A 21,437-nucleotide genomic window follows, 5' to 3' on the forward strand; every position below is an offset into this window, starting at 1 on the left:
GGGGTTTTGCTTTCTACAGATAAAACACTCTGTCTCCTCCCTCCCCCGCAATGCCCGTCTACACTCGAAACATTCCCCGTGCCATAACGAGACCGTTATGCCCAGACTGCCGACTGTGTTACTGCTGTCGCTGCTGACCTGGACCGCAACGGCTGGCGCGTTGACTCTTTCTGATGATGAGCGTAGCTGGCTGGCGGACCATCAGGAGCTGCGCCTTGGGGTGGATGCCTCTTGGCCCCCCTTCGAATATCGCGACGAAAACGGTCGCTACCAGGGACTGGCTGCCGACTATGTGCGCCTGATCCAGGACCGCCTGGGCGTGCGGATCAATCTGATTGAGCCTGCAAACTGGACCGCCGTGCTTGAACAGGCCAAACACAACCAGCTCGACCTGCTGCCCGGCATCATGTCCACTCCGGAGCGGCAAAGCTACATGGCCTTTACGCGCCCCTATCTGGATTTCCCCATCGTCATCCTCGCCCATGTAGGGGGTGCCAAACCACGCGACCTCAAGGGTCTGTACGGGCTGAAGATTGCCGTGGTGGAAAACTATGCGCCCCACGAACTGCTGCGTACCCACCACCCCGACCTCAACCTGGTGGCGATGCCCAACGTCAGCTCGACACTGCAGGCCCTGGCCACCGACGAAGTGGATGCCGTGGTCGGCGATCTGGCTTCCAGCGTCTGGAGCCTGCGCCAGCTCAAGCTTGATGGCTTGTACGTCAGCGGCGAAACGCCCTACCGCTATCAACTGGCGATGGGCGTACCACGGGATGAAAAAATACTGGTGGGCATACTCGACAAGGTGCTCGCCGACTTGAGCCCCGATGAAACCGACGCGATCCAGCAACATTGGGTAGGCAGCGTCGCTGATCACCGGACTTTCTGGGTCGACTTGCTGACGTACGGCCTACCCGCCGTGCTGCTGCTGAGCACAGTCCTGGCCATCGTGATTCGGATTAATCGTCGGCTCAGTTCGGAAATTTCCCGGCGAGTCGCCCTTGAACAGGAACTGCGCAGCAGCGAATACCACTATCGCGGCCTGGTGGAGAGCCTGTCCGCCATTGCCTGGGAAGCCAGCATCACCGACTTCACCTACAGCTACGTATCGCCCCATGCCGAAGACCTGCTGGGTTACCCCCGCGCCCACTGGCTGATCCCCGGCTTCTGGCGCAACATCATCCACCCCGCCGACCTGACACGCGCCGAAGCCTATTGCTACCGCGAAACCCGCGCCAACCGCGACCATAGCGTGGATTATCGCGTGATCACCGCCGACGGCCGCTGCCTGTGGGTGCGTGACATTGTCAGCCTGATCGAACACGGCCATGAGCCGGTACTGCGCGGCCTGATGATCGACATCAGCGATGCCAAGCGCACCGAAGAAGCGCTGCAGCTGTCTGAGCAGAAGTTTGCCTCTGTGTTCCAGCAATGCCCGGACATTCTGGTGATCGCGCGGATGTCCGATGGCTGCCTGCTGGAAGTCAACAAGGCGTTCGAGGACCAAATTGGCCTGACGGCCGAAGAGGTCGTGGGCAAAACCGCCACCGAACTGAATATCTGGGGCGTCCAAGGCGTCGGTCCCGACCTGCTGCAAAGGGCGCAGAACACCAGCATCCGCAACTTGGAGATGACCTTCCTGCGCAGCAATGGCCAGGCGTTTACCGGGCTGATCTCGGCCGAACCCTTCCAACTCGACACCACCGCAGCCTTGGTGGTGGTGGTGCGTGACATCAGCCAACTCAAAGAAACTCAACAACAACTGCAAACCTCTGAAGAGAAATTCGCCAAGGCATTCCATGCCTCTCCAGATGGCTTGCTGTTGAGCCGCCAGCGCGATGGTGTGTTGATTGAAGTGAACGAGGGCTTCAGCCGGTTGACCGGTTTCACCAGCGCGACGCTTGACCAGTCCTCCCTGGACCTGGGCATCTGGGTCGACCTCAACGAACGCAAGCACATGCTGGAGCTCATGCAGCGTGACGGGTTTGTGCGCGACTTTATCTGCCACATCCGCCGCGCCGACGGTTTGATTCGCCTATGTGAATTATCCAGCCGGCCCCTGCCCATCGGCGGTGAAGACTGCATGCTGACTATCGCCCGCGACATCACTGAGCGCCAGTTGATGCAGGAAAAACTGCAACAGGCCGCCACGGTGTTCGAAAGCACCGCCGAAGGGGTATTGATCACCGACACCCGACAGAACATCAGCGCCGTGAACCGTGCTTTCAGCGAAATCACCGGCTACAGCGAAGCCGAAGCCCTGGGCCAGACTCCGCGCCTGCTCGCCTCCGGCCTGCACGACAGCGCGTTCTACGCAGCGATGTGGCATCAGTTGACCGCGCATGGGCATTGGCAGGGCGAGATTTCCAACCGCCGTAAGAACGGCGAGCTGTACCCCAGTTGGCTGACCATCAGTGCCGTGCGCAACCGCGAGCAACTGATCACGCATTTCGTCGCGGTGTTTGCTGATATTTCCAGCCTCAAGCACGCCCAGGCCCGCCTCGACTACCAGGCGCACCATGACCCGCTGACCGGCCTGCCCAACCGCACACTGTTTGAAAACCGCCTGCAGGCGGCGCTCAACACCCAACAGGAAATCGGCAACCAGGGCGCGGTACTTTTCCTCGACCTGGACCGTTTCAAGCACATCAATGACAGCCTCGGTCACCCCATCGGCGACCTGCTGCTCAAGGACATCGCCGTACGCCTCAAGGAACAACTGCGCGATATCGACACCGTCGCCCGGCTAGGCGGTGACGAATTCATCATCCTGCTGCCCGGCCTGCAACAAGCCAGCGATGCCGAGCATCTGGCCAATAAGCTGCTGGCCTGCTTTACCCCACCGTTCCAGGCCGGTGAGCACGAGTTCTTTATTACCGCCAGCATCGGCACCAGCCTGTACCCCCAGGACGGCACTGATGTCGCCACCCTGGTCAAGAACGCCGACGCTGCGATGTACCGCTCCAAAGCCAAGGGGCGCAACCGGGTCGAAAGCTATACCCGCGACCTGACTGCCCAGGCCAACGAACGTGTGGCGCTGGAACACGAATTGCGCCGCGCCATGGAGCGCGACGAACTGAGCCTGTACTACCAACCAAAACTCAGCCTTTCGACGCAAGAAGTGATCGGCGCCGAAGCGCTGATTCGCTGGCACCACCCGACCTTCGGCGATGTCCCGCCTGAACACTTCATCGCCCTGGCCGAAGAGAACGGCATGATCTTGCAGATCGGCGATTGGGTCCTGGAGCAAGCCTGCCGCCAGATGCATCTGTGGAAAGAAGCCTTCGAAGACTTCGGCCCACTCTCTGTCAACCTTGCCGGCGCACAGTTGCGCCATCCCAACCTGCTGGGGCGCATTGAACAGCTGCTACGCGACTACCGCCTGGAGCCGGGACGCCTGCAATTGGAGATCACCGAGAACTTCATCATGAGCCAGGCCGAAGAAGCGCTGGAGGTGCTGCATCAACTCAAGCGCCTGGGCGTACAGTTGGCCATTGATGACTTCGGCACCGGCTACTCGTCCCTCAGCTACCTCAAGCGCCTGCCGCTGGACTTCCTGAAGATCGACCAGTCCTTCGTGCGCGGCCTGCCCGATGACCCTCACGATGCCGCCATCGTGCGCGCCATCATTGCCCTGGGCCACAGCATGCAATTCACCATCATCGCCGAAGGCGTGGAGAACCCCGCGCAGCAAGCCTTCCTGGCCGCCGAGGGCTGTGAGCAAATGCAAGGCTACATCGTCAGCCTACCCCTGCCGCCGGAGCTTTTTGCCGCAAGCCACCTTCACCTGCGTGTTTCAGAGTTTTCGGATGGCACAGCGGAGAATCCATCGTTATAATCCGCGACCTGTTAAGGGCCTATAGCTCAGTTGGTCAGAGCAGAGGACTCATAATCCTTTGGTCCACGGTTCGAGTCCGTGTGGGCCCACCACCTTCAAAGCCGCGTATTACGCGGCTTTTCGCTTTCTGGGGCGTTGCGAATTTTAGCCTACCCGCCTTCAAATTTCGTCAATGTGTCCACAATGTGTCCACGCATACCTGCAAGGGGGTTCAGCCTGACCACATCCGCGAGGTGTCCAGGACTGAAATGGGCGTACTTCTGAGTCATAGCCAAAGTGGCATGGCCAAGCACTCGCTGCAGGGTAAGGATGTCGCCGCCATTGCGCATGTAGTGGCTGGCGAAGGTATGCCGCAGGACGTGTGTCAGTTGACCGTCTGGCAGATCGAGGCCCAGCTGGTCGACCACTTTTCGAAAGATGTTGTAACCGGGCCGGAATGGTAGTGCTGCCTGCAGGCGCTTTTCGAATTCAGTGGTGATCGGCACCGAGCGGTTCTTGCTGGACTTCGTTTTGAGATAATTGATCAGACCATCACGCACCTGGCGCGGTTGCAGCCCTTCGGCTTCACCCCAGCGCGCCCCCGTCGACAAGCAGACCTCCGCGATCAACCCAGCGTCTGAGTCCTCCACCGCCAACGCATCGAGCAGTGGCTTGATCTCGTCGGCTTCAAGGTAGGCCATCTCGGTTTCGTCAAACTTGAGCTTGCGCACCAGCGCCAGCGGGTTCTCCCCTGTCCACTCCCCCAGCCTAGCCAGCTCGTTGAACACAGCCCGCAAGTAAGCCAGTTCATGATTAAGCATATTCGCGCTGATCGGCTTTCCCTTACCTTCAGCCTGGCTGAATCCACGACCTGGTGTTGCCCTGGTGTGCTTACCCTCTGCCCGCTCTGCGCGGTAGGTCGCAAAGTGGGATGAGCTGAAGCTATGGGCTTTGGGGTTTCCCATCCGCTCCGCCATAGCTAGGAGAAGCTGCAGACGTTCGTCCCCTGTCTTGAGGTTTTGGCCGTGCAGCTTGTGCCACAGCTTCATCAGATCGGAGAGTGAACGATCGTCTCGCTTCGTGGGCGCTTCGAACTCCCCACGCGAACCGTCGCCCATCACCCGCCGCTCCACGTGCACCGCCTCGTTCTTCGAAGCAACACGCTTGCGGAAACGCGGCCCGTTGCGCCCCTCAGGGCGACAGTCGACCAGCCATACACCTGATGGAAGTTTTTTTATGGCCATGAGTTACACCGGACTCACCTGGCCGATCTCCACAGCAGTTCTACCAGTGGTCAGCCAGAGCGCGTATTTCGTGAGTTGTGGGTGGTTGGCCACGACCAGGAACGGCGCCAGTGCTACTTCCGTAATTCCCGCCTCATATTTCTTCCAGGTACTCAGGCTGAACCCCAGCAGTTGGCAGAACTCACCCTGTGTCATCCCTTCCTTAGATCGAATCGCCTTCATCTTGGCCGGCATATCCATGCACTACTCCTCGCTTGACAGGTTCCAATATTGGAACCATCATTGGTTCCACATATGGAACTTTGGTCCCCAATATTTGCGAGAGGTTAACAGAATGCAGATCGTAATCGACACGCCATACATCACCGTTGGTGAGTACGCCCGGCGCTCCGGACAGTCCGATACAGCGATTCGTCGTGAGATTGAACAAGGCCGCTACATCATTCGCCCCAAAACTGAGGGCTCCAAGTCGGCCGTGTTGATCAACATGGTTCATCTGGCTATTGAAGCAGCCGAACAGGCAGAGCGCCTGCAAAAAGCATTGTCAGCAGTCACCAAGGAGGTTCCAGAAGACGGAGCGTTAATCTCCGCAAAGAATGCAGCGAAGCTGGCCGGGCAAGTAAGAGCAGCCAAAAACCCCAAGACAACCAATCAGCACTAAGGGGTGGCCATGAGTAAGCGCTTAACCGCCGACGACTTCGACAAAATCTACATGGAGGACGTGATACCCGCCCTCAAGAACGACCGCGACCTGGACTTTCTGGCCAAAGACGAGTCCACCGATTACTACAACAAGGGCGTATGCCCGGGCTGTGGCAAACGCTCGCTCTACATCAGCAAACAGAAGCCGTTTCAGCTCAAATGCAACCGCCTGAACAACTGCCAGTTCGAAGAAAAAACCCGCGATCGCTACAGGGACCTGTTTGAAAACCTGAGCGAGCGTTTTCCAACGAGCGCCGATAATCCGAACGCTACCGCCGACGCATACCTACAGCGTAGCCGTGGCTTTGATACCGCACGTATCGCCGGTTGGTACGACCAGGCCCGCAGGCAGATGGCTGACGGCTCCTATGCGGCCACAGTGCGTTTTCCGCTGTGCGATGGGTACTGGGAGCGCATCATCGACGCGCGCGCCGTAGTAGCGAACAAAGGCGACAAGGCCGGCATTCGCAAGGGCATGAAGTACAAGGGCGAAGGTTGGGAGCCGAAGGGCCAAGCCTACGAGAAAGACGACCTGGTCTTCATCGTGGAAGGGATCTTCCACGCCATCGCTTTATGGCTTGCCGGCTATAAGGCGATCGCGGCCATCAGCTGCAACAACTTCCCCTGGCAGATCATCGAAGCGAACCAAGGCAAGGGCGTGCGGTGGGTGATCGCCCTCGATGACGATCACGCGGGTCATGAAGTAATACCCAAGTACCGTGAACGCCTGGCCAAGATGAAGGAAAGCTGCCAGGTCGCACTGACCGGTGCCCGCGATTGGGATGACGTCTATCGAGACGGTCAGCTCGATAACGTGTTCATTGATGAAGCGCTGTATCAGGGGCGACTGTTCTGCGCCAGTTCGGCAATGAAAAAGGCCTACTTGCTTTACATGCGCCGGTCGCGCCCTTTTTTCCTGGTCGAGTTTGAACACTGCCTGTTTTCAGCGCGGGTAAACACGTCCGAGCTGCAGAAGGATATGGACGACATGCCGCGTAAAGCAGGCGAGGAACCGACCGGGTATCAAACCGAATTCGCCAAGCACACGACCATCAACCAGGTCGCCAACTGCGTGCCGCGCTTTGAGTACCTGGAGCGTGACGCAATAAGCGGTGAGCAACGCTACTTCTTTCGCTTCGACTTCTCAAACCGCCGCCTGAACTGCACGGAGCCACTGCCACCCAGCGCAATCACAGAGCCGCGAGGCTTCGCCAAAGCACTCCTGGAGCGCACGCCAGGCGGCATGTTTGAGGGCGGAGAAAAGGTATTGGGCATGCTCAAGAGCGAGTGGCTACGCAATCCCACCGTGGTCCGGACCTTGCCCTTTGTCGGGTATGACGAGGTGACCGGTGCCTACTGCTATCCCGGATTTGGCTTCCACAAGGGCAAGGCGATCCAGGTGAACGATCATGGTTTTCTCAATATCAAGGGGCAAGGTTTGAAGACTTCCGCCCGTAGTTTTCCGATGCACCGCGGCGAGTCATTCGATCCGTCCTGGTTCAATGACTTCAAATCAGCGTTTGGGCTCAACGGGCTGGCCAGTCTCGCCTGGTGGACTGGCTCACTATTCGCAGAGCAGATCCGGACGGTTCAACAGGGGTGGGCATTCCTGGAGCTGACCGGAGAGGCGGGAGCGGGCAAATCTACTCTCATTCGGTTTCTGTGGCGGCTGGTGGGTCGCAAGAACGAGGAAGGGATCAAACCTAGCGGTTCAGGCGCATCCGCCATCGGCCTGCTGCGTTCGCTGTCCGCCGTAAGCAACCTGCCCGTGGTGCTGATTGAGTCTGACAAAGAAACCACCGATTCCATGGGCCGCACGGTAATCGTCCAGTACAGCTGGGACGAGATTAAGCCTCTGTTCGACCTGAACGCCAAACTACGTGTGACCGGCGTAAAGACAGGTAACAGTGACACCGATGCTCTGATCTTTCGCGGTGCTATCTGCATTTCACAGAACACCATGGTGGAAGGGTCAGAGGCGATCATCACCCGTATCGGGTACTTCCATATGACGTGTGATCACCACACGCCTGCGTTGAAGGAAGTAGCGGACGCTCTCAAGGCAATGCCGGTCGAACAATTGTCCGGCTACCTACCTGCAGTGCTGTGCCAGGAAAGCGCCTGGTTACAACGTTACTTCGACGCATACCGCGACTGCGAACGTCGCTTTCTGGCTCTCGGTGGTGTCAGCCATGCACGGATCGTACAGGTCCATGCGCAGATACTGGCTGCAGCAATGGCCACTCAACCCCTGTTTCCTGATTGGTCCGATCGTGACATGGAGAACCTGGCCAAGCACCTGGATGCCCGAGCGCTCGATCGACAGCAAACACTTTCCGCCGAACACAAGACTGCAGCCCTGTTCTGGCAGGCCTATCACTACCTGAACGAGCAGGTCATCACGATCGAGGACAGCGACGGTCGGCGCCAAGAAACACGGGAAACCCTCAACCACAGCTCTGACAAAGGTCTGATCGCTATCAACATTCAGCATTTCCAGACTGCGTGTCGGGCAGCAGGCCTTGAAGCGCTGCCAACAATCCTTCTGCAAAAAGCCCTGAAACAGAGCCGGACTCATCCCTTCTTGGAAACCCGGAAATGCCACTCCCGCATTGAACAGCGCTCGCTGAACTGCTGGGTGTTTAAGAAGGCTGGATAGCTTCGCCAGACGGGAGGAGAGAGCAGCTGGAACAGCCTGGGAAAGAAGCAGCCGCATTTCTGTGTAATCCCTTAAATCATCTGGAATAACTGGAATGAATAGGAATACATCAATGAATACAGTCAGTTACAGACACTCAGCAAGACATATACCACTGGAAGGAGCCGGAAGAAATTTCATTCCATTACCTTCCACCAACCTTCCACTTTTGGGGGTTTGCTGTGAATTGGCTGCAGCCCAGGCACTGCGCGGCCTGCAGCTGAATGGCGTGCTGATCACCTTCCACCACCTTCCATCCCCAGTGGAAGGAGCAAAAAGATTCTCAGGCCAGCAAATACGCGGGTTTGAGAGCGTCCGCCCTTACGTCCTTCCGGTTATTCCAGACGGGCGGGGGGTACACACAACGCAGGAGGTCGACTGATGAACATCCGTTACACCGTAAACAGCGAACCAGGTGCGATGCAGTTGCCAGCGACATACCTACTGGTCGCAAAAGCCGAGGATCTGGCCGAACTGGTTGCCAGCGACTTCTGGCGCAAGCACAGCAACCCGCCCAGGTCATGCGAAGTGCACCTGGAAGGCGTCGATGGAGTGGATTTAGGAAAGTTTGAGGTTCAGAGCGAGACACGCCCGGTGTTCACCGCCAAAGCAGTGACCCAGGGTTGAAAGAGACGGTGCCGAGGAGCTGCAACTCCCCGACACCAACCACCAAACGAAGGAGAGGCAATATGCAAGCACCTACACCGAACGGCAGCGGTTTGAAGGCTACCACAACGTCACCGCAGCTGCAGGCGGTCGCACTGGTGGGTGGCGCCCTGATTGGCTTCCTGGTCATGAAAACGCCAGAAGCACGGAGCGAGCTGGAGAGCGTCACCGCCCGCAGCGTGAGCGACCTGTCAGCCCAGGACGCCCGAATCATTCAGGAACTGTTGGCAACGCACCTGCCCGCCCCCAAGGTTTGAAGGAGTACCATCATGCAAGAAGAAATCAGCAACTCCCGCAACGCAGATAAATTTGTCGTCCGCCTGCCTGATGGGCTGCGCGAGAAAATTTCAAGTCTGGCAACAAACAACGATCGCAGCATGAATTCGGAAATTGTGAACCGCTTAAAACGCTCAATCGTTGTTGAGGAATTGGCCGAAGAACAGACCAAAATGATCGGAATATTGCTCCGCCGCATTGAAGAACTTGAGGCTGATGCAAAAGTTAAGGAGGTCGCGTAATGTTTATTGACGGAAACTATATATCCATTACAGATATTGAAATTGATGAAGCTCGACGGCAGTTGGCTATCACTGCTGATTTTTCCTTACGTGAGGCTACACAGCAGCTCTACCATGACCCCGGAACTGGCTTGATCGTAATTCCGATGCCAGCAGACCTTTTTGTCATGGGGTTTGAGAGTAAATCAGGAAAAAGAAAATTTGGCGTTGTTAGAATGAACTCAATAAAAAACAAAATAGCCCAAAGTAAACACCACACATAACAACCAATAAAATGGGCGCATAAGCGCCCATTTCTTTATCCGAAAAATAAATAACTGCATCATTATATCAAACAAAATATTAGCAATTACAAAACAAATAAAAAATTTGCAAACCCTTGACTGACATGTTTCAGGATTACAAAATATTAGCGATGTGCCATTACGCAAACGGAGTTAAGCCATGACACACTCAGCCCCCTGCCTTACTGAGCTAGCCGACGATATAGAAAACCACGGATACATGCTTGCCCTTCTCACAGACGTTCAGACAACTGAGCTATCCCCAAAAGGGAGAATTGGTTTAATCCAACTGTCCACAAGCATCGTTAAAGAGTTTGACGACATTCAAAATCGCTTCCGCAGTTACCGGGCGTCGTTAACACCCAACTGCTGAAATATTTGCATCTGGCGACTTTTGCTCATATTGCTAAGACGGTCAAACACCAAACGATCCATCATTTGCTCAGAAGGCCTGAGCGTGTGAGAAAACGTCAGGTGTGAAACCCAACGGTGACCGCAGTCCTGGCAGTCACAGTAAAGCGATACAAATTCCGAAGAAATATCATTTCTAGAAGAAATTCGACTCTTACCGCCACATTCTTTGCAATAGACTCTCATACGCTCCCCCTCGTAAACGCAGGGTACTATTTGGTCGAAATAGTACCCACCCCCCAGTCAATACATCATCAGCCTGCAGCAGACTCTACCTCACGCCAACTGATACGCCTGTCATCGCGCAGTACTTCATTGACATGATCAAACAGCTGACAAATCGGTCGAATTTCGTTGTTTGTATAAACCCGATCAATTTTTTCGATATCACCAAAACCGCCGGTGTTTTCAGGAATGATACCCGCCAGCGCCGGATTCATCCGCCATGCAGCTATTATATCGTTCCTTGTAATGTTCTTCACTTTTTCCAGCTCATCCTTGGCTTGAAAATCTCCAACAGGAATGATCTTTATCGCATTTTCCTGGCCGCCCGGGATGTTCACAAACATCGACCGAAAGTTACCCACACCCTTGCTCGCACTGATCTGAGCGCGCAAGTTTTCTTCGTCCTCTTCCGAAAGGTTTGGATCATTGGTATAGAAAATATATCCCGCGTGCGCTCCGTTGCTGTAATAGCGCCTGCGGAATAATGTAGCCGCCTCATTCAGCAACAGTGCTTGAAGTCCCCCAAGATAGTCGGGAATACCATAGATATTTTGCTCGACGTCATAGTCCTTGATATGGATCACTTCGTCTTGGTCAAACTCTTGTTCTTTACCATTCGGCAACAGCATCACAAAGCCGCCGTCTACCTTCACCCGCATGTTGATTGCGGGCAGGTGTTCAAGCTCCAGGACATGGCCGAGGAAATTCTCGTGCCCCAGGAAGTAGGCTTCTCCAAACACCATGTAATCCAAAGCCGCGCACCCCATGGTGTAAGTACTGCACCCCGCAGAGGGCAGGAATTCACGCAGCAACAGATTGCGCTTGAACTTGGGGATTGCACCGTGATGGGCGTTTGCCCTGAGCAGCTTGGCCAGACCGGCCCTGGACACCGGGGGCTTGTACAGGCGCCCGTCGTCGGTAGCGAACACGCCCAGGTACTCCCCGATATTCGCGGTCAGGACCTGTTCTGGCTCCCCGAACGTGAACATACGCGTTGGCCCTGGTGCGGGCCGGCTCTGTTGCTGCTTTCTGGATGGTTTGGGCATGGGCTCCGCTCGTCAGGTAGCGGCTGCGTCGCCGCTTGTTGGTGTTCAAAGGTTCGTTGTGCAGGGCGTGCATAACCGCCCACGCGATATCGGCGTGACCAGTGGCGTCCGTTCTGGATGCACTGAACGTGATCTGGCCACCGTTGGTGGTGCCGCGTTTGATGGTTAGGAAGGCTTGCGCAATGTCGGTCCAACCGGCGTCCCATTCGATCCGTGCCGCCTGGATGACGTCTTGTGCTTTCAGGACCAGCGTGGTTTTGGTTTCGAGGCTGTAGTGGATCTGCTTGGCCCTCGGGTAGAAGTCGCACACCAGGTCATAAACGCCGATCCCGACACCCGTGGTATCAATACCAATATGCTGGACGTTGAAGCGCTCGGTCAGTCGCTTCACTTGGGCCGCTTGATAGGTGAACGACTGCCCCCGCCAGCTGTACTTCTCCAAGATCCTGAACTTGCCGCCAGACTCGTCCGGCGGGGCAACCACCACACAGGTAGCATCGTCCCGGGTACGGCTCGGGTCATACCCCAGCCAGACCGGCCTGTCGCCAAACGGTCGTTCCGCCTTCTCCTGGTAGTCGTCCCAAAGCATCAGATCCGAATAGCAGCGCTCCAGGTCTTTCAGTCCAAACGCGCTCTGTGTGCTGTCGATAAACTTGCACATGTAGAGCTGATCGAAAGTTTCCTCGCTGTTTTCCAGGCGCAGGCGCTCGATGTTGAACAGCGTGCAACCTCCCGCCTCCGCGTCCAGAACCGTGATCATCTTGCGCCACTGGCCATCAGGGCACAGCGCCCCGGCATGAATTGCCGCCTCGCTGGGCCAATTCTTCGCCAGCTTTTTGCCACGCGTGCTGTTCTTGAATTCTTCACCGGTCCAAAACGGATAGGCCTGGTGGGTAACAGCGCTTGGAGTTGAAAAATAGGTTTTGCGCCACTTGGCGTGGGAAGCCATTGCACCCGCCAAGCCGTCCAGCTTGAGGAAGTCACGAATCCAGAAGTATTCGTCGATGTAGACGTGCCCGTGGTGCCCCTGGGCCGTGCTGCTGTTCGTGGACAGAAAGCGCAGTTCGGCCCAAGGCTTGCCGTCCTTTGAAAGTTTGATGGGGTTGCCGGTCAGTTGAATGTCGAACCATTCGGCGGCAAAGGTCACGATATAGCTGCGGAAAATCTCGGCCTGGGCGCGACTGGCCGACAGGAACATCTGGTTATCCCCCGTCAGTACCGCGTCCATGAACGCCTCGGCGGCAAAGTAGTACGTCAGGCCGATCTGACGAGATTTAAGGATGTTCCTGATTCGCGCTGTGAGCGGGTTTTGCTTGGCTTCAAACAGCTCCAGCTGGTAACCGAACATCTTGGAAGTGAACTTCTCCAGGAAGTCCACTTCCGTCAGCCTGCTGATGTCGTTTTTCAGCTCTTTTTCCCGCTTCTTACCACCGCGCTGCCCTCGCTCTTGCCGATCGCCCTGCGAGCTATCGGGTTGAGCCTTGGGTGCATCACTGGTCGCAGTTGAAGCCGGGCGGCTGGCCTGTTTCTGCAGTCGCTCCCGAATCGACGTCAGGCGCTCCAGTTCATCCAGTTCGCCTTTGGTGAGCATTTCCAGTTTTTCCAGGATGAGCGTGATGCGCCGGCTGACAGCAGTCAGCGGTTCTTCATCCGTCAGCATCTCGTCCCATGAGCCCTGCCTGATCCAGTAGTAAATAATCCGGACGTTTGGCAGCTTCAATTGAGCCTGAATTTCTTTCACCGACGCACGGCGAAGGTAGAGACGTTTTGCGGCTTCTTTGACTTCTGTTGAGTAGTTCATGGGGCGCAGTCTATGCGCCGATTTCCGCTCAAACTCGGCCATCTTGTGAGGAAAATTCCTATTTTTGCTGAATAGGAATTTCGCTCAAGCAAAGCGTTTGGCCGGGGTCGATCGACTGCCTATCTTGGCGTTCATCGACCACCACCGAGCGCTCCACCAATGCCCCGATCCCTTGTCTCCTACTGGAAGCGCGTAGCTGTTAGCGGCCCAACCGCCGACAAACGCGAGATTACTGTCCAGGAACTGCGCGACTGCGCGGAGACCTACAAGCTGTCTTTCTACACGGCAGTGATCTGGAGCGAGCATGAACGCTGGCCAGGCTCCCACGGCACCGTTTATGCCGTGCGTCTCGTTGAAGACGATCCAGAACTGGAGCCTGGCCAGGTGGCTCTGGAGGCCCAACTCAAACCCAACGACAAGCTGCTGCACTTGAACGACCAGGGCGAAAAGCTGTTCTCCAGCGTCGAGATCACCCCCGACTTTGCGAACTCGGGCCGCTTCTACCTCACAGGCCTGGCCGTGACCGATTCCCCCGCCAGCCTGGGCACCCAGGAACTCTACTTCTCTCGCGGCGCCGGCAAGGGCAAGCGCTACTCCAAGGCCTCCTACTTCTGCAATGCCGTGGCCTTGGGCTCCTTACGCGAAGGCGGCCAGCAGCAAGGCGAAGTGCGCCGCCTGTTTTCCGCACTGACCAGCTTGTTCAAGAGCTTTGCCGAAATCAGCGGCACCCCTGAAACCCCCTCACCCGAAGAGAACAAACCGATGGATGAAGCAACAGCCAAGGCGCTCAAAGCGCTGTTTGACCAGTTCGTAATTTTGATGGCCGGCTTCCAGGCCGTACTGGAACCGGTCGTTGAAGATGTCGATACCTCCGACACCCAGGAGCAGGTCGACGCCGTAGGCACTGCCGTGCAGGACGTGGTGGACCAGGCTGATGAAGACCGCGACTTCAACCGCAAAGGCGGCAAAGGTCGTAACAGCAACAGCGTCAAGGAACTGAGCACCCGCATGGACGAGCTGCAGGCGACCATGACCAAGATGTTCAACACTCCGACCAACCGCCGTCAGGTTGGGCGCAACACCGGCGTAAACGACAAGCCGCAAGCCAAGAAGGGGCTGCGCTAATGGGCGCCCTCTCCCAACACGCTGCAGCACAGTACCTGCAGCTCCAGGAAGACCTGGCCGAAGCGTACAACGTCGGTAACGCAGCTCGTACTTTCGCGGTGGAGCCAACCCACGCACAGGAGTTGAACGACCAGATCACCGAGCGCGTGGACTTCCTGGGTCGTATCAACGTGGTGCCGGTCAGCGAAATCAAGGGTGAAAAAGTCCTGTTGGGCCTGAATGGCCCGGCGACCAGCCGCACCGACACCGACAAAAACGATCGCGAGCCGCGTCACCTGCTGGATCTGAAAAACAACGAGTTTGAACTGTTTCACACCGAAACTGACGTTGCTTTGAAGTTCGCCACGATCGACGCCTGGGCGAAGTTCCCCGACTTTACACAGCGCTATCTGGCTGCTGTCCAAAAGCGCATCGCCCTGGACCGCATCATGATCGGTTTCCACGGCGTCAAGGCGGCGCAGCAGACCGACCTGGGCAAGTTCCCCATGCTCCAGGACGTGAACAAAGGCTGGCTGCAGCTCGCCCGTGAGCAGATCCCGGAACAGGTGCTGTCGAGCAGTGACCCGGCCAAAAAGATCGTGCTTGGCAAGGGCGGCGACTATGCCAACCTCGACGGGGCTGTGCATGACGTTAAGCAGATGATCGACCCGGTGTTCCGTGACGAAGGCGACCTGGTGGCCATCATCGGTTCGGACTTGATGGCCTACGACAAAGGCAAGCTGTATGCCGCCCAAGGCCAGACTCCAACCGAAAAAGAACGGATCGAAGATGCGCAGATCATCGCGACCTACGGCGGCCTGCCGTCCTTCATGGTTCCGTTCTTCCCCACCAAAGGCATCCTGGTCACCTCCTGGGCCAACCTGTCGATTTACTTCCAGGACTCCAGCTGGCGCCGCCACCTGATCGAGAACCCGAAGCGCAGCCGTACCGAGGACTACAACGGTCGCAACGAAGGTTACGTGATCGAGCAGTTGGGCAAATTCGCCTACCTGGAATCCGACTCGCTGGAGCTGGCGAAGTGAGCCTGGCGCTGGAGCACAAGCGCCGCATCCTCGCTGAGGGCGCGTCAGCGGTAGCCAGCGCGGCATCAGCTGCCGCGTTGACTTACTCACCAGCAGAGGCCCTGAGCAGCCCTGCAAACGCACGCAAGCACTTAGCGCTGATGGAAGCCGGGCTGGATCTGGACCTTGCTCGCCTGAGCGATATGAAGAACCTGGCCAGTAAACAGTTGCTCAAGCGCGACGAGCTGCTGCCCAAGTATCAGGAATACGTGCAGCGCTACGTCGAATCCGGCCTGGTCTTTCCGAACCGTGTCCTGGTGCAGGTCATGGTCTGGCTGTTCGACACAGCCCAGTTTGAAGACGGCCTGGAACTGGCGGACCTCGCCATCGAGCAAAGGCAGGAAATGCCGGAGCGCTTCAAGCGCGACATTCAGACCTTTGTCGCGGATGCAGTAGCCGACTGGGCGTATGACGAATTCACCGCCAATCGCAGTCCTGAGCCCTATCTGTCCGACCTGTTACCGCGTGTTGACGGTGAGTGGGATCTGCCGGAACAGATCCCGAGCAAGTACCACAAGCTGATCGGCATGCGCGCCATGGAGGCAGAACAGTGGGGCAAAGCGCTTAAGCACCTTGAACGCTCGACCGAGCTGTACTCGAAGGCCGGCAACGGCGAGCGCATCAAGAAGTGCCGCAAAGCCCTGGAAAAACAACCGGCCAACCCGGCCACCGAGTAACCGACTACCCCCCCCAGCGGGAACCCGTGAAACGAGACAGTCATTTATGACCCGCCCCGTTGAAACGGTGTTTCCCGCCCTATTTGAGCGACCAGCAATGAGCTTTTCCGGGAAACCCACCACCTTTGTGGAGCAGGCGATTGAGAACGACGGCTTTTGGCCGAACCTCTCGCTGTCCGAATTCCAGAGGGAACAACGCCTGCCGGCGGAGTACCTGGTAGAGCTGCTGGTAGACGCCCTGAGCATGGCCATGGTCGAAGTAAACGCCGACCTGGGCCACGTAAAGGAGAAACTGCAGGCCGCTGGCATATCGAGCCTGGTAGCCGCCGCAGGTGTAGCAACCCCCACAGATTGGGGTTATGCCCACAAGGTCATGCTCTACAAGCGAGCGGTGTACTGTCGCGCCAAGGGCCAATTGTTGCCCCAGTTCGCCACCGTAACGCGCCGGGAAAGCGCGGAGAACACCGGCAAGGAAGCCCCGGAGCGTTCCGAAACCTTTTTGGCATTCAGTCAGCAGGCCGTGCGCGCTCTGCAGGGCCGTGGCCGCATCACGGCATCGCTGCAATGATCCAACTGCAGGCGCTGACCGCCTACCTGATGGCCCGCAACCTGGTGCTGCCGGAGCAGTTCGACAGCTGGACCGAACAGGTCAATCTGGAACTGATCTGGAAACCTGACCGCAACGGCCTGCACATGGCCGACATGCGCTATCGCGCCGTGTTTTCCCTGGAGCGCTTCACTGACCACCCGGCCAGACTGATGGCCCTGGTGGGCAGTTGGCTGGAAACCCATGACGCCGATCGCAGCCGCCACGATCTACCCGCCCCGATGTTCGCCGTTGAACCGTTGGACCAGGACAGTTTCGACGTGGAGCTGTCGCTGGAATTCATTGAGCCGCAGTACCTGGCCGAAGACCCCACCGGCGAGATCGAGGCCTTCGGCAAAACGTGGGCATTTGTTCCTTTTGACCTCTGGATAGCTGAACACGGCGAGGTCGAGCATGGCGCGTAGGCTGATGGAACTCGACGTGCGCGGCCAGCTGAGCGTCAACGCGCAACTGGCTCTGTTGAGCCTGCCGCCGCAGCTGCGCCGGCGTCTGCTGAACAACGTCAGCAAACGCGTGCGGACCATGAACCGCAAGAGCGTTCGTGACCAGCAGAACGTCGACGGCTCCCCGTTTGCGCCGCGCAAAGCCCCAGGCAAGGGTAAGAAAAAGATGGAGGCCGGGCTGGCCAAACTGCTGGAAGTCACCCGCCTGAGCCCCAACGAGGCAGAGCTGGGTTGGCGCAATGCGCTGACCCGCTGGGTGGCCGCCCAGCAACACAACGGCGTTTCAGAGCGCCGCACCGCTGCGCAGATGCGCCGCTGGAACAAGGTTCCACCGGGCACTGCCTGCACAGACAAACAGGCAAAACGCCTGCGCCGCTTGGGCTTTCGCACCCGCCAGAAGGGCAAAAAGAGCCTGACGCGCCCGTCTGTGGCCTGGATTCAAGAGCACGTGAATTACGCCCAGGCCGGTTTGCTGATCCGCATTCTGAACGACGAACGAACCGAGACGACAGGCGCGCAAAGCTGGGAAATCACCTTGCCGAAACGCCAGTTCATCGGCGTAAGCAGCGAGCGTGACACCAGCCAGCTGGTGAACCTGGTGCTGCAGCAAATCCTTAATTCCCCCCGCTAACGAGGCACAGCATGGCACTTGGCAAAGTCAGCGTTAACAATCTCAATCTGGGCCAGGGCGCCGTAACTGAGATCGAACGCTATTTCTTGTTCATCGGTCCCGGTCCGAAAAACACCGGCAAATTGATCGCCCTCAACACCGACAGCGATCTGGATGCCCAGTTGGGCGTCACCGTCAGCGACCTGAAAACCCAGATCACTGCGGCACGCCTGAACGGTGGCGATCGCTGGGCGTGCCTGGCGGCGCCAATCGCTGCAGATGGCGATTGGACCAAGGCCCTGGAAATGTCCCAGCAGCAGGGCTTTTCTGTCGAGGCGGTGGTGATCACCAAGCCGGTGGCCACTGGTGCCGAACTGTCGGCCATGCATGACGCGGCTGTCTCGGTGAACAACACCTACAGCCGTCGCGTTTTCATCATGGCGGCCACGGCTGGCCTTTCGCTGAGCCCGTTTCAAAGCTGGGCCGAGTACCTGGTGGCACAAAAAGCGATCACCGCCGGCGTATCCGCGCCGCGTGTCCTGGTGGTGCCGCAGTTGCACGGCAATGACCTGGGCGTGCTGGCTGGGCGCCTGGCGAATGCTGCTGTCAGCGTAGCGGACAGCCCCATGCGTGTGGCCACCGGTGCAGTGCTGGGGCTCGGCCCCGTGCCTGTCGATTCCGAAGGCGTGCCGCTGCCGTCCTCGATCCGCGCCGAGCTGGACAAGTCCCGCTACTCCGTTTCGCAGACCTACCCGGACTATCCGGGTGTGTATTGGGGCGACGGCAACATGCTGGACACCCCGGCCAGCGATTACCAGGTGATCGAATATCTGCGCCTGGCCGACAAGGCCGCACGCCTGGTGCGCCCGTTGCTGATTCGCCGTGTGGCCGATCGGCGCCTCAACAACACCCCCAACAGCATGGCCGTGAACATCACCGCGCTGATGGCGCCTCTGCGCCGCATGGCCAAGTCGGTCAAGTTCGCGGGCCAGGTGTTCCCGGGCGAGATCGAAACGCCGAAAGACGGCGACATCGTGCTGGTCTGGAAGAGCAAAACCGCCGTCGAGGCGTTCATCAAGATCAAGCCCCACAACTGCCCGAAAGACCTCACGGCGAACATCGCCCTGGACCTTTCCACCGACGATTCGGAGTAACCCCCTATGTCACGCATTGGCGGCAAAAACTTTGACGTGAACCTGGGCGATCTGCAGGTCCACGTCGAAAGCTGCACCCTGGATATCACCGACAACAGCAAAACCGCACAAACCCGGGGCGTGCCTGACGGCTACGTCGACGGCGACGTGGCCGCAGCTGGCGATCTGGAGCTGGATTCCACCAATTTCAATCTGTTGATCGAGGCGGCGCGCAGTGCTGGCAGTTTCCGCAAGCTGGAAGCTTTCGACATTGTGTTCTTTGCGAAAGCGGGCGACGACGAGCTGCGCATCGAGGCGTTCGGCTGCAAGTTGAAGGTATCCAGCCTGCTGAGCATCGACCCGAAGGGCGGTGAAAAGTCCAAGCACAAGCTGCCTTTCGAAGTCACCAGCCCGGACTTCATTCGCGTCAACGGCGTGCCGTACCTCGACGCCTCCGAGATCGAGGGCCTGAGCTGATGGTGTGTCCGTTCGACCGCGCCCAGGCGTTGGAGCAACGTCAGCGCGACCAGGCGATTAACGCGCAACTGGCCCGGGCCAGGGCGCAGTCGACGGGCCCCAGCCAAACCCACTGCCAGGACTGTGACAACGAGATTCCCGCAGCACGCCAGGCGCTCGGCGGCAAGACCCGCTGTGTGCCTTGCCAGTCTGCTTTCGAGAAAGGAGTGCAGCGATGAGCACGAATCAGGCGGCGCAGGACACCGCCATCGCCTTTGCCAAGGCTGCGCCCGCAATCGGCGTGGCCGCGACAGGTGCGACCGGTACGGTCGACTGGTCAGCGGTCGCCTACATGCTGACGGCCCTGTACATGGTGCTGCAGATCCTGCTGTTGGTGCCCAAGTACCGCCAGATGCTGCGTGACTGGAAGGTGAAGCCATGAGCCTGCGCGGCAAGATTGCCGCCGGCGCGATCGCGCTGTGCAGCTCGTCGCTGATGTTGTTCCTGGGCACCTGGGAAGGCACCGGCCAGAACACCGTGTACGCAGACAAGCTCGCCCAAGGCCTGCCCACCGTGTGCAAGGGCATCACCCGCTACACAAGCCCTTATCCGGTGGTGGTCGGTGACTACTGGTCGGATGCTCGCTGCAGCGAGGTGGAGCAACTGGTGACCCGCAAAGGCCAGCTGCAGTTGGCCGACTGCATCACCAATCAGCAGGTGGGCCAGGGCACGTTCGACGCCCTGAGCAGCCATGCCCACAACCTGGGCACGCCAAACACCTGTGCCAGTCGGGCTGTCGCGTTGATCAACGCGGGCCGCATCAAGGACGGCTGCAATGCCCTGGCATGGGCGGCGGATGGCAAGACGCCTGTGTGGGCCTACGTCACGACCGCCCCGGGGCAAAAGGAGTTTGTCCGGGGCCTGCACCGGCGCCGGCTGGCCGAGGCCGAAATGTGCAAGGCGGACCTGTGATGAGAGAGGCCATGTTTGTCCTGGTGCTGTGTCTGATGACCTGGTCCGGCTACCACTTGCTGGGAGGCCAGCGTGATGAAGCTCGCCGCGAGCGTGACGCGGCCTTGTATGAAGCCGCAGGCCTGCGCGAAGCCGCACGCATCAGCGGTGAACGGCTGGCCGAACGTGACGCCATCGACCTTAAACGTACCCGGGAACTGACCCATGAACGCACCCAAAACGATGCCTTGCGCCGCGCTGTTGACGCTGATGATCAGCGGCTGCTCGTCAACGCCACCTGCAGCGTGTCCGCTTCCGGCCATGCCGGCGCCGGCGGCCTGGCTGATGGCAGATCCGCCGAACTCGCTGCAGACGCTCGATCGGATTATTTCACCCTCAGAGATCAGCTTGCCCTCAGCCGGCAAATGATCCTGGGCCTGCAAGACCACATGCGCCGGGTTTGCCTGCGCTGATTCCCACCACTTTTTAACCCTGAATGGAGCAACACACATGACCGATAAACGCGTGATCACCCTGGAAGTAGGCGACAAGGAATTCACCTTTGAACTGACCCCGCAAGACGTGACCAAGTACTTCAATGCTGTGACCCAAACCAACAAGGTGGCGCCCGCCAACAACCTGTTGGTGACCGCCGTTGCACAGGACGAGCGCGCCAGCCTCAAGGCACTGCTGGGCAACCCTGTGTTGGTGATGCAACTGGCCGGCGCGCTCCTGGAGGAATACAGCCCGGACGTTGAAGTCACCGTAAAAAAGCCCTCGACCACGCCGAACGACTGACCGAAAACGGCCTGGGCCAGCTGGTGGCCCTGGCCAGTCGCTGGCTACCAGGTGCCGAGCCCACCGCCGAGGTGATGGGCACGGCCAAGTGGCTGGAGGACGAGCATTGGCGACGGATGGAAATTGCGATCGCCAACGGCATTGCCCATGCATTGAACGGATAA

26 protein-coding genes and 1 tRNA gene are annotated in these 21,437 nt (G+C 58.3%); 22 read left to right on the plus strand and 5 right to left on the minus strand.

Translation table 11 applies throughout. The annotated features are described in order from the left end of the window. The first annotated feature begins 97 nt into the window (after positions 1 to 97). Positions 98 to 3,838 carry a bifunctional diguanylate cyclase/phosphodiesterase gene (locus tag C9383_RS15745; protein WP_090368484.1) on the plus strand — a complete coding sequence of 1,247 codons (3,741 nt, stop codon included), beginning with the start codon at positions 98 to 100 and terminating at the stop codon, positions 3,836 to 3,838. Positions 3,839 to 3,853: 15 nt separating this feature from the next. Then, positions 3,854 to 3,930: transfer RNA gene (locus C9383_RS15750), tRNA-Ile, on the plus strand. Positions 3,931 to 3,987: 57 nt separating this feature from the next. Here C9383_RS15750 and C9383_RS15755 read toward each other — a convergent pair. Further along, positions 3,988 to 5,061 carry a phage integrase gene (locus tag C9383_RS15755; RefSeq protein ID WP_090368482.1) on the minus strand — a complete coding sequence of 358 codons (1,074 nt, stop codon included), beginning with the start codon at positions 5,059 to 5,061 and terminating at the stop codon, positions 3,988 to 3,990. 3 nt (positions 5,062 to 5,064) lie between these two features. Beyond that, positions 5,065 to 5,301 (minus strand): helix-turn-helix domain-containing protein, encoded by a 237-nt coding sequence (locus C9383_RS15760; protein ID WP_090368480.1) that lies wholly within the window; start codon positions 5,299 to 5,301, stop codon positions 5,065 to 5,067. A gap of 94 nt (positions 5,302 to 5,395) precedes the next feature. Here C9383_RS15760 and C9383_RS28415 point away from each other — a divergent pair, with 94 nt between their 5' ends. The 6 genes from C9383_RS28415 to C9383_RS15790 all read left to right on the plus strand — a co-directional run bounded on the left by C9383_RS28415 (position 5,396) and on the right by C9383_RS15790 (position 9,908). Further along, entirely contained in the window at positions 5,396 to 5,722 is a 327-nt protein-coding gene (locus C9383_RS28415) for a hypothetical protein (RefSeq protein WP_235863216.1), read from the plus strand. A gap of 9 nt (positions 5,723 to 5,731) precedes the next feature. Beyond that, entirely contained in the window at positions 5,732 to 8,422 is a 2,691-nt protein-coding gene (locus C9383_RS15770) for a toprim domain-containing protein (protein WP_090368478.1), read from the plus strand. A 420-nt stretch (positions 8,423 to 8,842) separates the two neighbouring features. Then, a complete protein-coding gene (locus C9383_RS15775; protein WP_090368477.1) occupies positions 8,843 to 9,088 on the plus strand; it encodes a hypothetical protein in 246 nt (81 codons plus the stop codon). A gap of 62 nt (positions 9,089 to 9,150) precedes the next feature. After that, the gene (locus tag C9383_RS15780) at positions 9,151 to 9,384 is read left to right on the plus strand and encodes a hypothetical protein (RefSeq protein WP_090368475.1); all 234 of its coding nucleotides are present in this window, start codon (positions 9,151 to 9,153) and stop codon (positions 9,382 to 9,384) included. Between the two features lie 12 nt (positions 9,385 to 9,396). Continuing rightward, positions 9,397 to 9,645, plus strand: coding sequence for an Arc family DNA-binding protein (locus C9383_RS15785; protein ID WP_170122279.1), 249 nt, complete (start codon positions 9,397 to 9,399; stop codon positions 9,643 to 9,645). After that, the gene (locus C9383_RS15790; RefSeq protein WP_090368472.1) at positions 9,645 to 9,908 is read left to right on the plus strand and encodes a hypothetical protein; all 264 of its coding nucleotides are present in this window, start codon (positions 9,645 to 9,647) and stop codon (positions 9,906 to 9,908) included. Before C9383_RS15785 ends, C9383_RS15790 begins: the two co-directional genes overlap by 1 nt. A 363-nt stretch (positions 9,909 to 10,271) precedes the next feature. Here the strand turns inward: C9383_RS15790 and C9383_RS15795 are convergent, their stop codons facing one another. The 3 genes from C9383_RS15795 to C9383_RS15805 form a co-directional block, all read right to left on the minus strand. Continuing rightward, positions 10,272 to 10,526, minus strand: a complete 255-nt coding sequence (locus tag C9383_RS15795; RefSeq protein ID WP_090368469.1) for an ogr/Delta-like zinc finger family protein — start codon at positions 10,524 to 10,526, stop codon at positions 10,272 to 10,274. Positions 10,527 to 10,594: 68 nt separating this feature from the next. Next, positions 10,595 to 11,455, minus strand: a complete 861-nt coding sequence (locus C9383_RS15800) for a phage portal protein (RefSeq protein ID WP_235863295.1) — start codon at positions 11,453 to 11,455, stop codon at positions 10,595 to 10,597. Continuing rightward, entirely contained in the window at positions 11,367 to 13,412 is a 2,046-nt protein-coding gene (locus tag C9383_RS15805) for a terminase large subunit domain-containing protein (protein ID WP_159438930.1), read from the minus strand. The genes C9383_RS15800 and C9383_RS15805 overlap by 89 nt, the downstream gene beginning before the upstream one ends. A gap of 159 nt (positions 13,413 to 13,571) precedes the next feature. Between C9383_RS15805 and C9383_RS15810 the strand changes: the two genes are divergently transcribed. From C9383_RS15810 to C9383_RS28190, 14 genes are all read left to right on the plus strand, one after another. Next, positions 13,572 to 14,537 carry a GPO family capsid scaffolding protein gene (locus C9383_RS15810; RefSeq protein WP_090368465.1) on the plus strand — a complete coding sequence of 322 codons (966 nt, stop codon included), beginning with the start codon at positions 13,572 to 13,574 and terminating at the stop codon, positions 14,535 to 14,537. Next, entirely contained in the window at positions 14,537 to 15,559 is a 1,023-nt protein-coding gene (locus C9383_RS15815; RefSeq protein ID WP_090368463.1) for a phage major capsid protein, P2 family, read from the plus strand. The genes C9383_RS15810 and C9383_RS15815 overlap by 1 nt, the downstream gene beginning before the upstream one ends. Continuing rightward, a complete protein-coding gene (gene gpM, locus C9383_RS15820) occupies positions 15,556 to 16,275 on the plus strand; it encodes a phage terminase small subunit (protein ID WP_090368461.1) in 720 nt (239 codons plus the stop codon). The genes C9383_RS15815 and gpM overlap by 4 nt, the downstream gene beginning before the upstream one ends. 97 nt (positions 16,276 to 16,372) lie before the next feature. Then, a complete protein-coding gene (locus C9383_RS15825) occupies positions 16,373 to 16,843 on the plus strand; it encodes a head completion/stabilization protein (RefSeq protein WP_090368459.1) in 471 nt (156 codons plus the stop codon). Next, positions 16,840 to 17,286 carry a phage tail protein gene (locus C9383_RS15830; protein WP_090368457.1) on the plus strand — a complete coding sequence of 149 codons (447 nt, stop codon included), beginning with the start codon at positions 16,840 to 16,842 and terminating at the stop codon, positions 17,284 to 17,286. The genes C9383_RS15825 and C9383_RS15830 overlap by 4 nt, the downstream gene beginning before the upstream one ends. Then, the gene (locus C9383_RS15835) at positions 17,276 to 17,956 is read left to right on the plus strand and encodes a phage virion morphogenesis protein (RefSeq protein ID WP_090368455.1); all 681 of its coding nucleotides are present in this window, start codon (positions 17,276 to 17,278) and stop codon (positions 17,954 to 17,956) included. The genes C9383_RS15830 and C9383_RS15835 overlap by 11 nt, the downstream gene beginning before the upstream one ends. Before the next feature lie 11 nt (positions 17,957 to 17,967). Further along, the gene (locus C9383_RS15840) at positions 17,968 to 19,089 is read left to right on the plus strand and encodes a DUF2586 domain-containing protein (RefSeq protein ID WP_090368453.1); all 1,122 of its coding nucleotides are present in this window, start codon (positions 17,968 to 17,970) and stop codon (positions 19,087 to 19,089) included. A gap of 6 nt (positions 19,090 to 19,095) precedes the next feature. After that, positions 19,096 to 19,545, plus strand: a complete 450-nt coding sequence (locus C9383_RS15845; protein ID WP_090368451.1) for a phage protein — start codon at positions 19,096 to 19,098, stop codon at positions 19,543 to 19,545. After that, a complete protein-coding gene (locus C9383_RS15850) occupies positions 19,545 to 19,763 on the plus strand; it encodes a TraR/DksA family transcriptional regulator (protein ID WP_090368449.1) in 219 nt (72 codons plus the stop codon). Before C9383_RS15845 ends, C9383_RS15850 begins: the two co-directional genes overlap by 1 nt. Further along, positions 19,760 to 19,966, plus strand: coding sequence for a hypothetical protein (locus tag C9383_RS15855; protein WP_090368447.1), 207 nt, complete (start codon positions 19,760 to 19,762; stop codon positions 19,964 to 19,966). The genes C9383_RS15850 and C9383_RS15855 overlap by 4 nt, the downstream gene beginning before the upstream one ends. Continuing rightward, positions 19,963 to 20,496 carry a lysozyme gene (locus C9383_RS15860; protein ID WP_090368445.1) on the plus strand — a complete coding sequence of 178 codons (534 nt, stop codon included), beginning with the start codon at positions 19,963 to 19,965 and terminating at the stop codon, positions 20,494 to 20,496. The genes C9383_RS15855 and C9383_RS15860 overlap by 4 nt, the downstream gene beginning before the upstream one ends. An 11-nt stretch (positions 20,497 to 20,507) precedes the next feature. Next, positions 20,508 to 20,948, plus strand: a complete 441-nt coding sequence (locus C9383_RS15865) for a lysis system i-spanin subunit Rz (protein WP_235863214.1) — start codon at positions 20,508 to 20,510, stop codon at positions 20,946 to 20,948. 37 nt (positions 20,949 to 20,985) lie between these two features. Next, positions 20,986 to 21,273, plus strand: a complete 288-nt coding sequence (locus tag C9383_RS15870) for a putative phage tail assembly chaperone (RefSeq protein ID WP_090368441.1) — start codon at positions 20,986 to 20,988, stop codon at positions 21,271 to 21,273. Between the two features lie 20 nt (positions 21,274 to 21,293). Further along, the gene (locus C9383_RS28190; RefSeq protein ID WP_032872601.1) at positions 21,294 to 21,437 is read left to right on the plus strand and encodes a DUF6890 family protein; all 144 of its coding nucleotides are present in this window, start codon (positions 21,294 to 21,296) and stop codon (positions 21,435 to 21,437) included.

It is taken from the genome of Pseudomonas palleroniana (genome assembly GCF_003031675.1).
GTDB lineage: Bacteria > Pseudomonadota > Gammaproteobacteria > Pseudomonadales > Pseudomonadaceae > Aquipseudomonas > Aquipseudomonas palleroniana.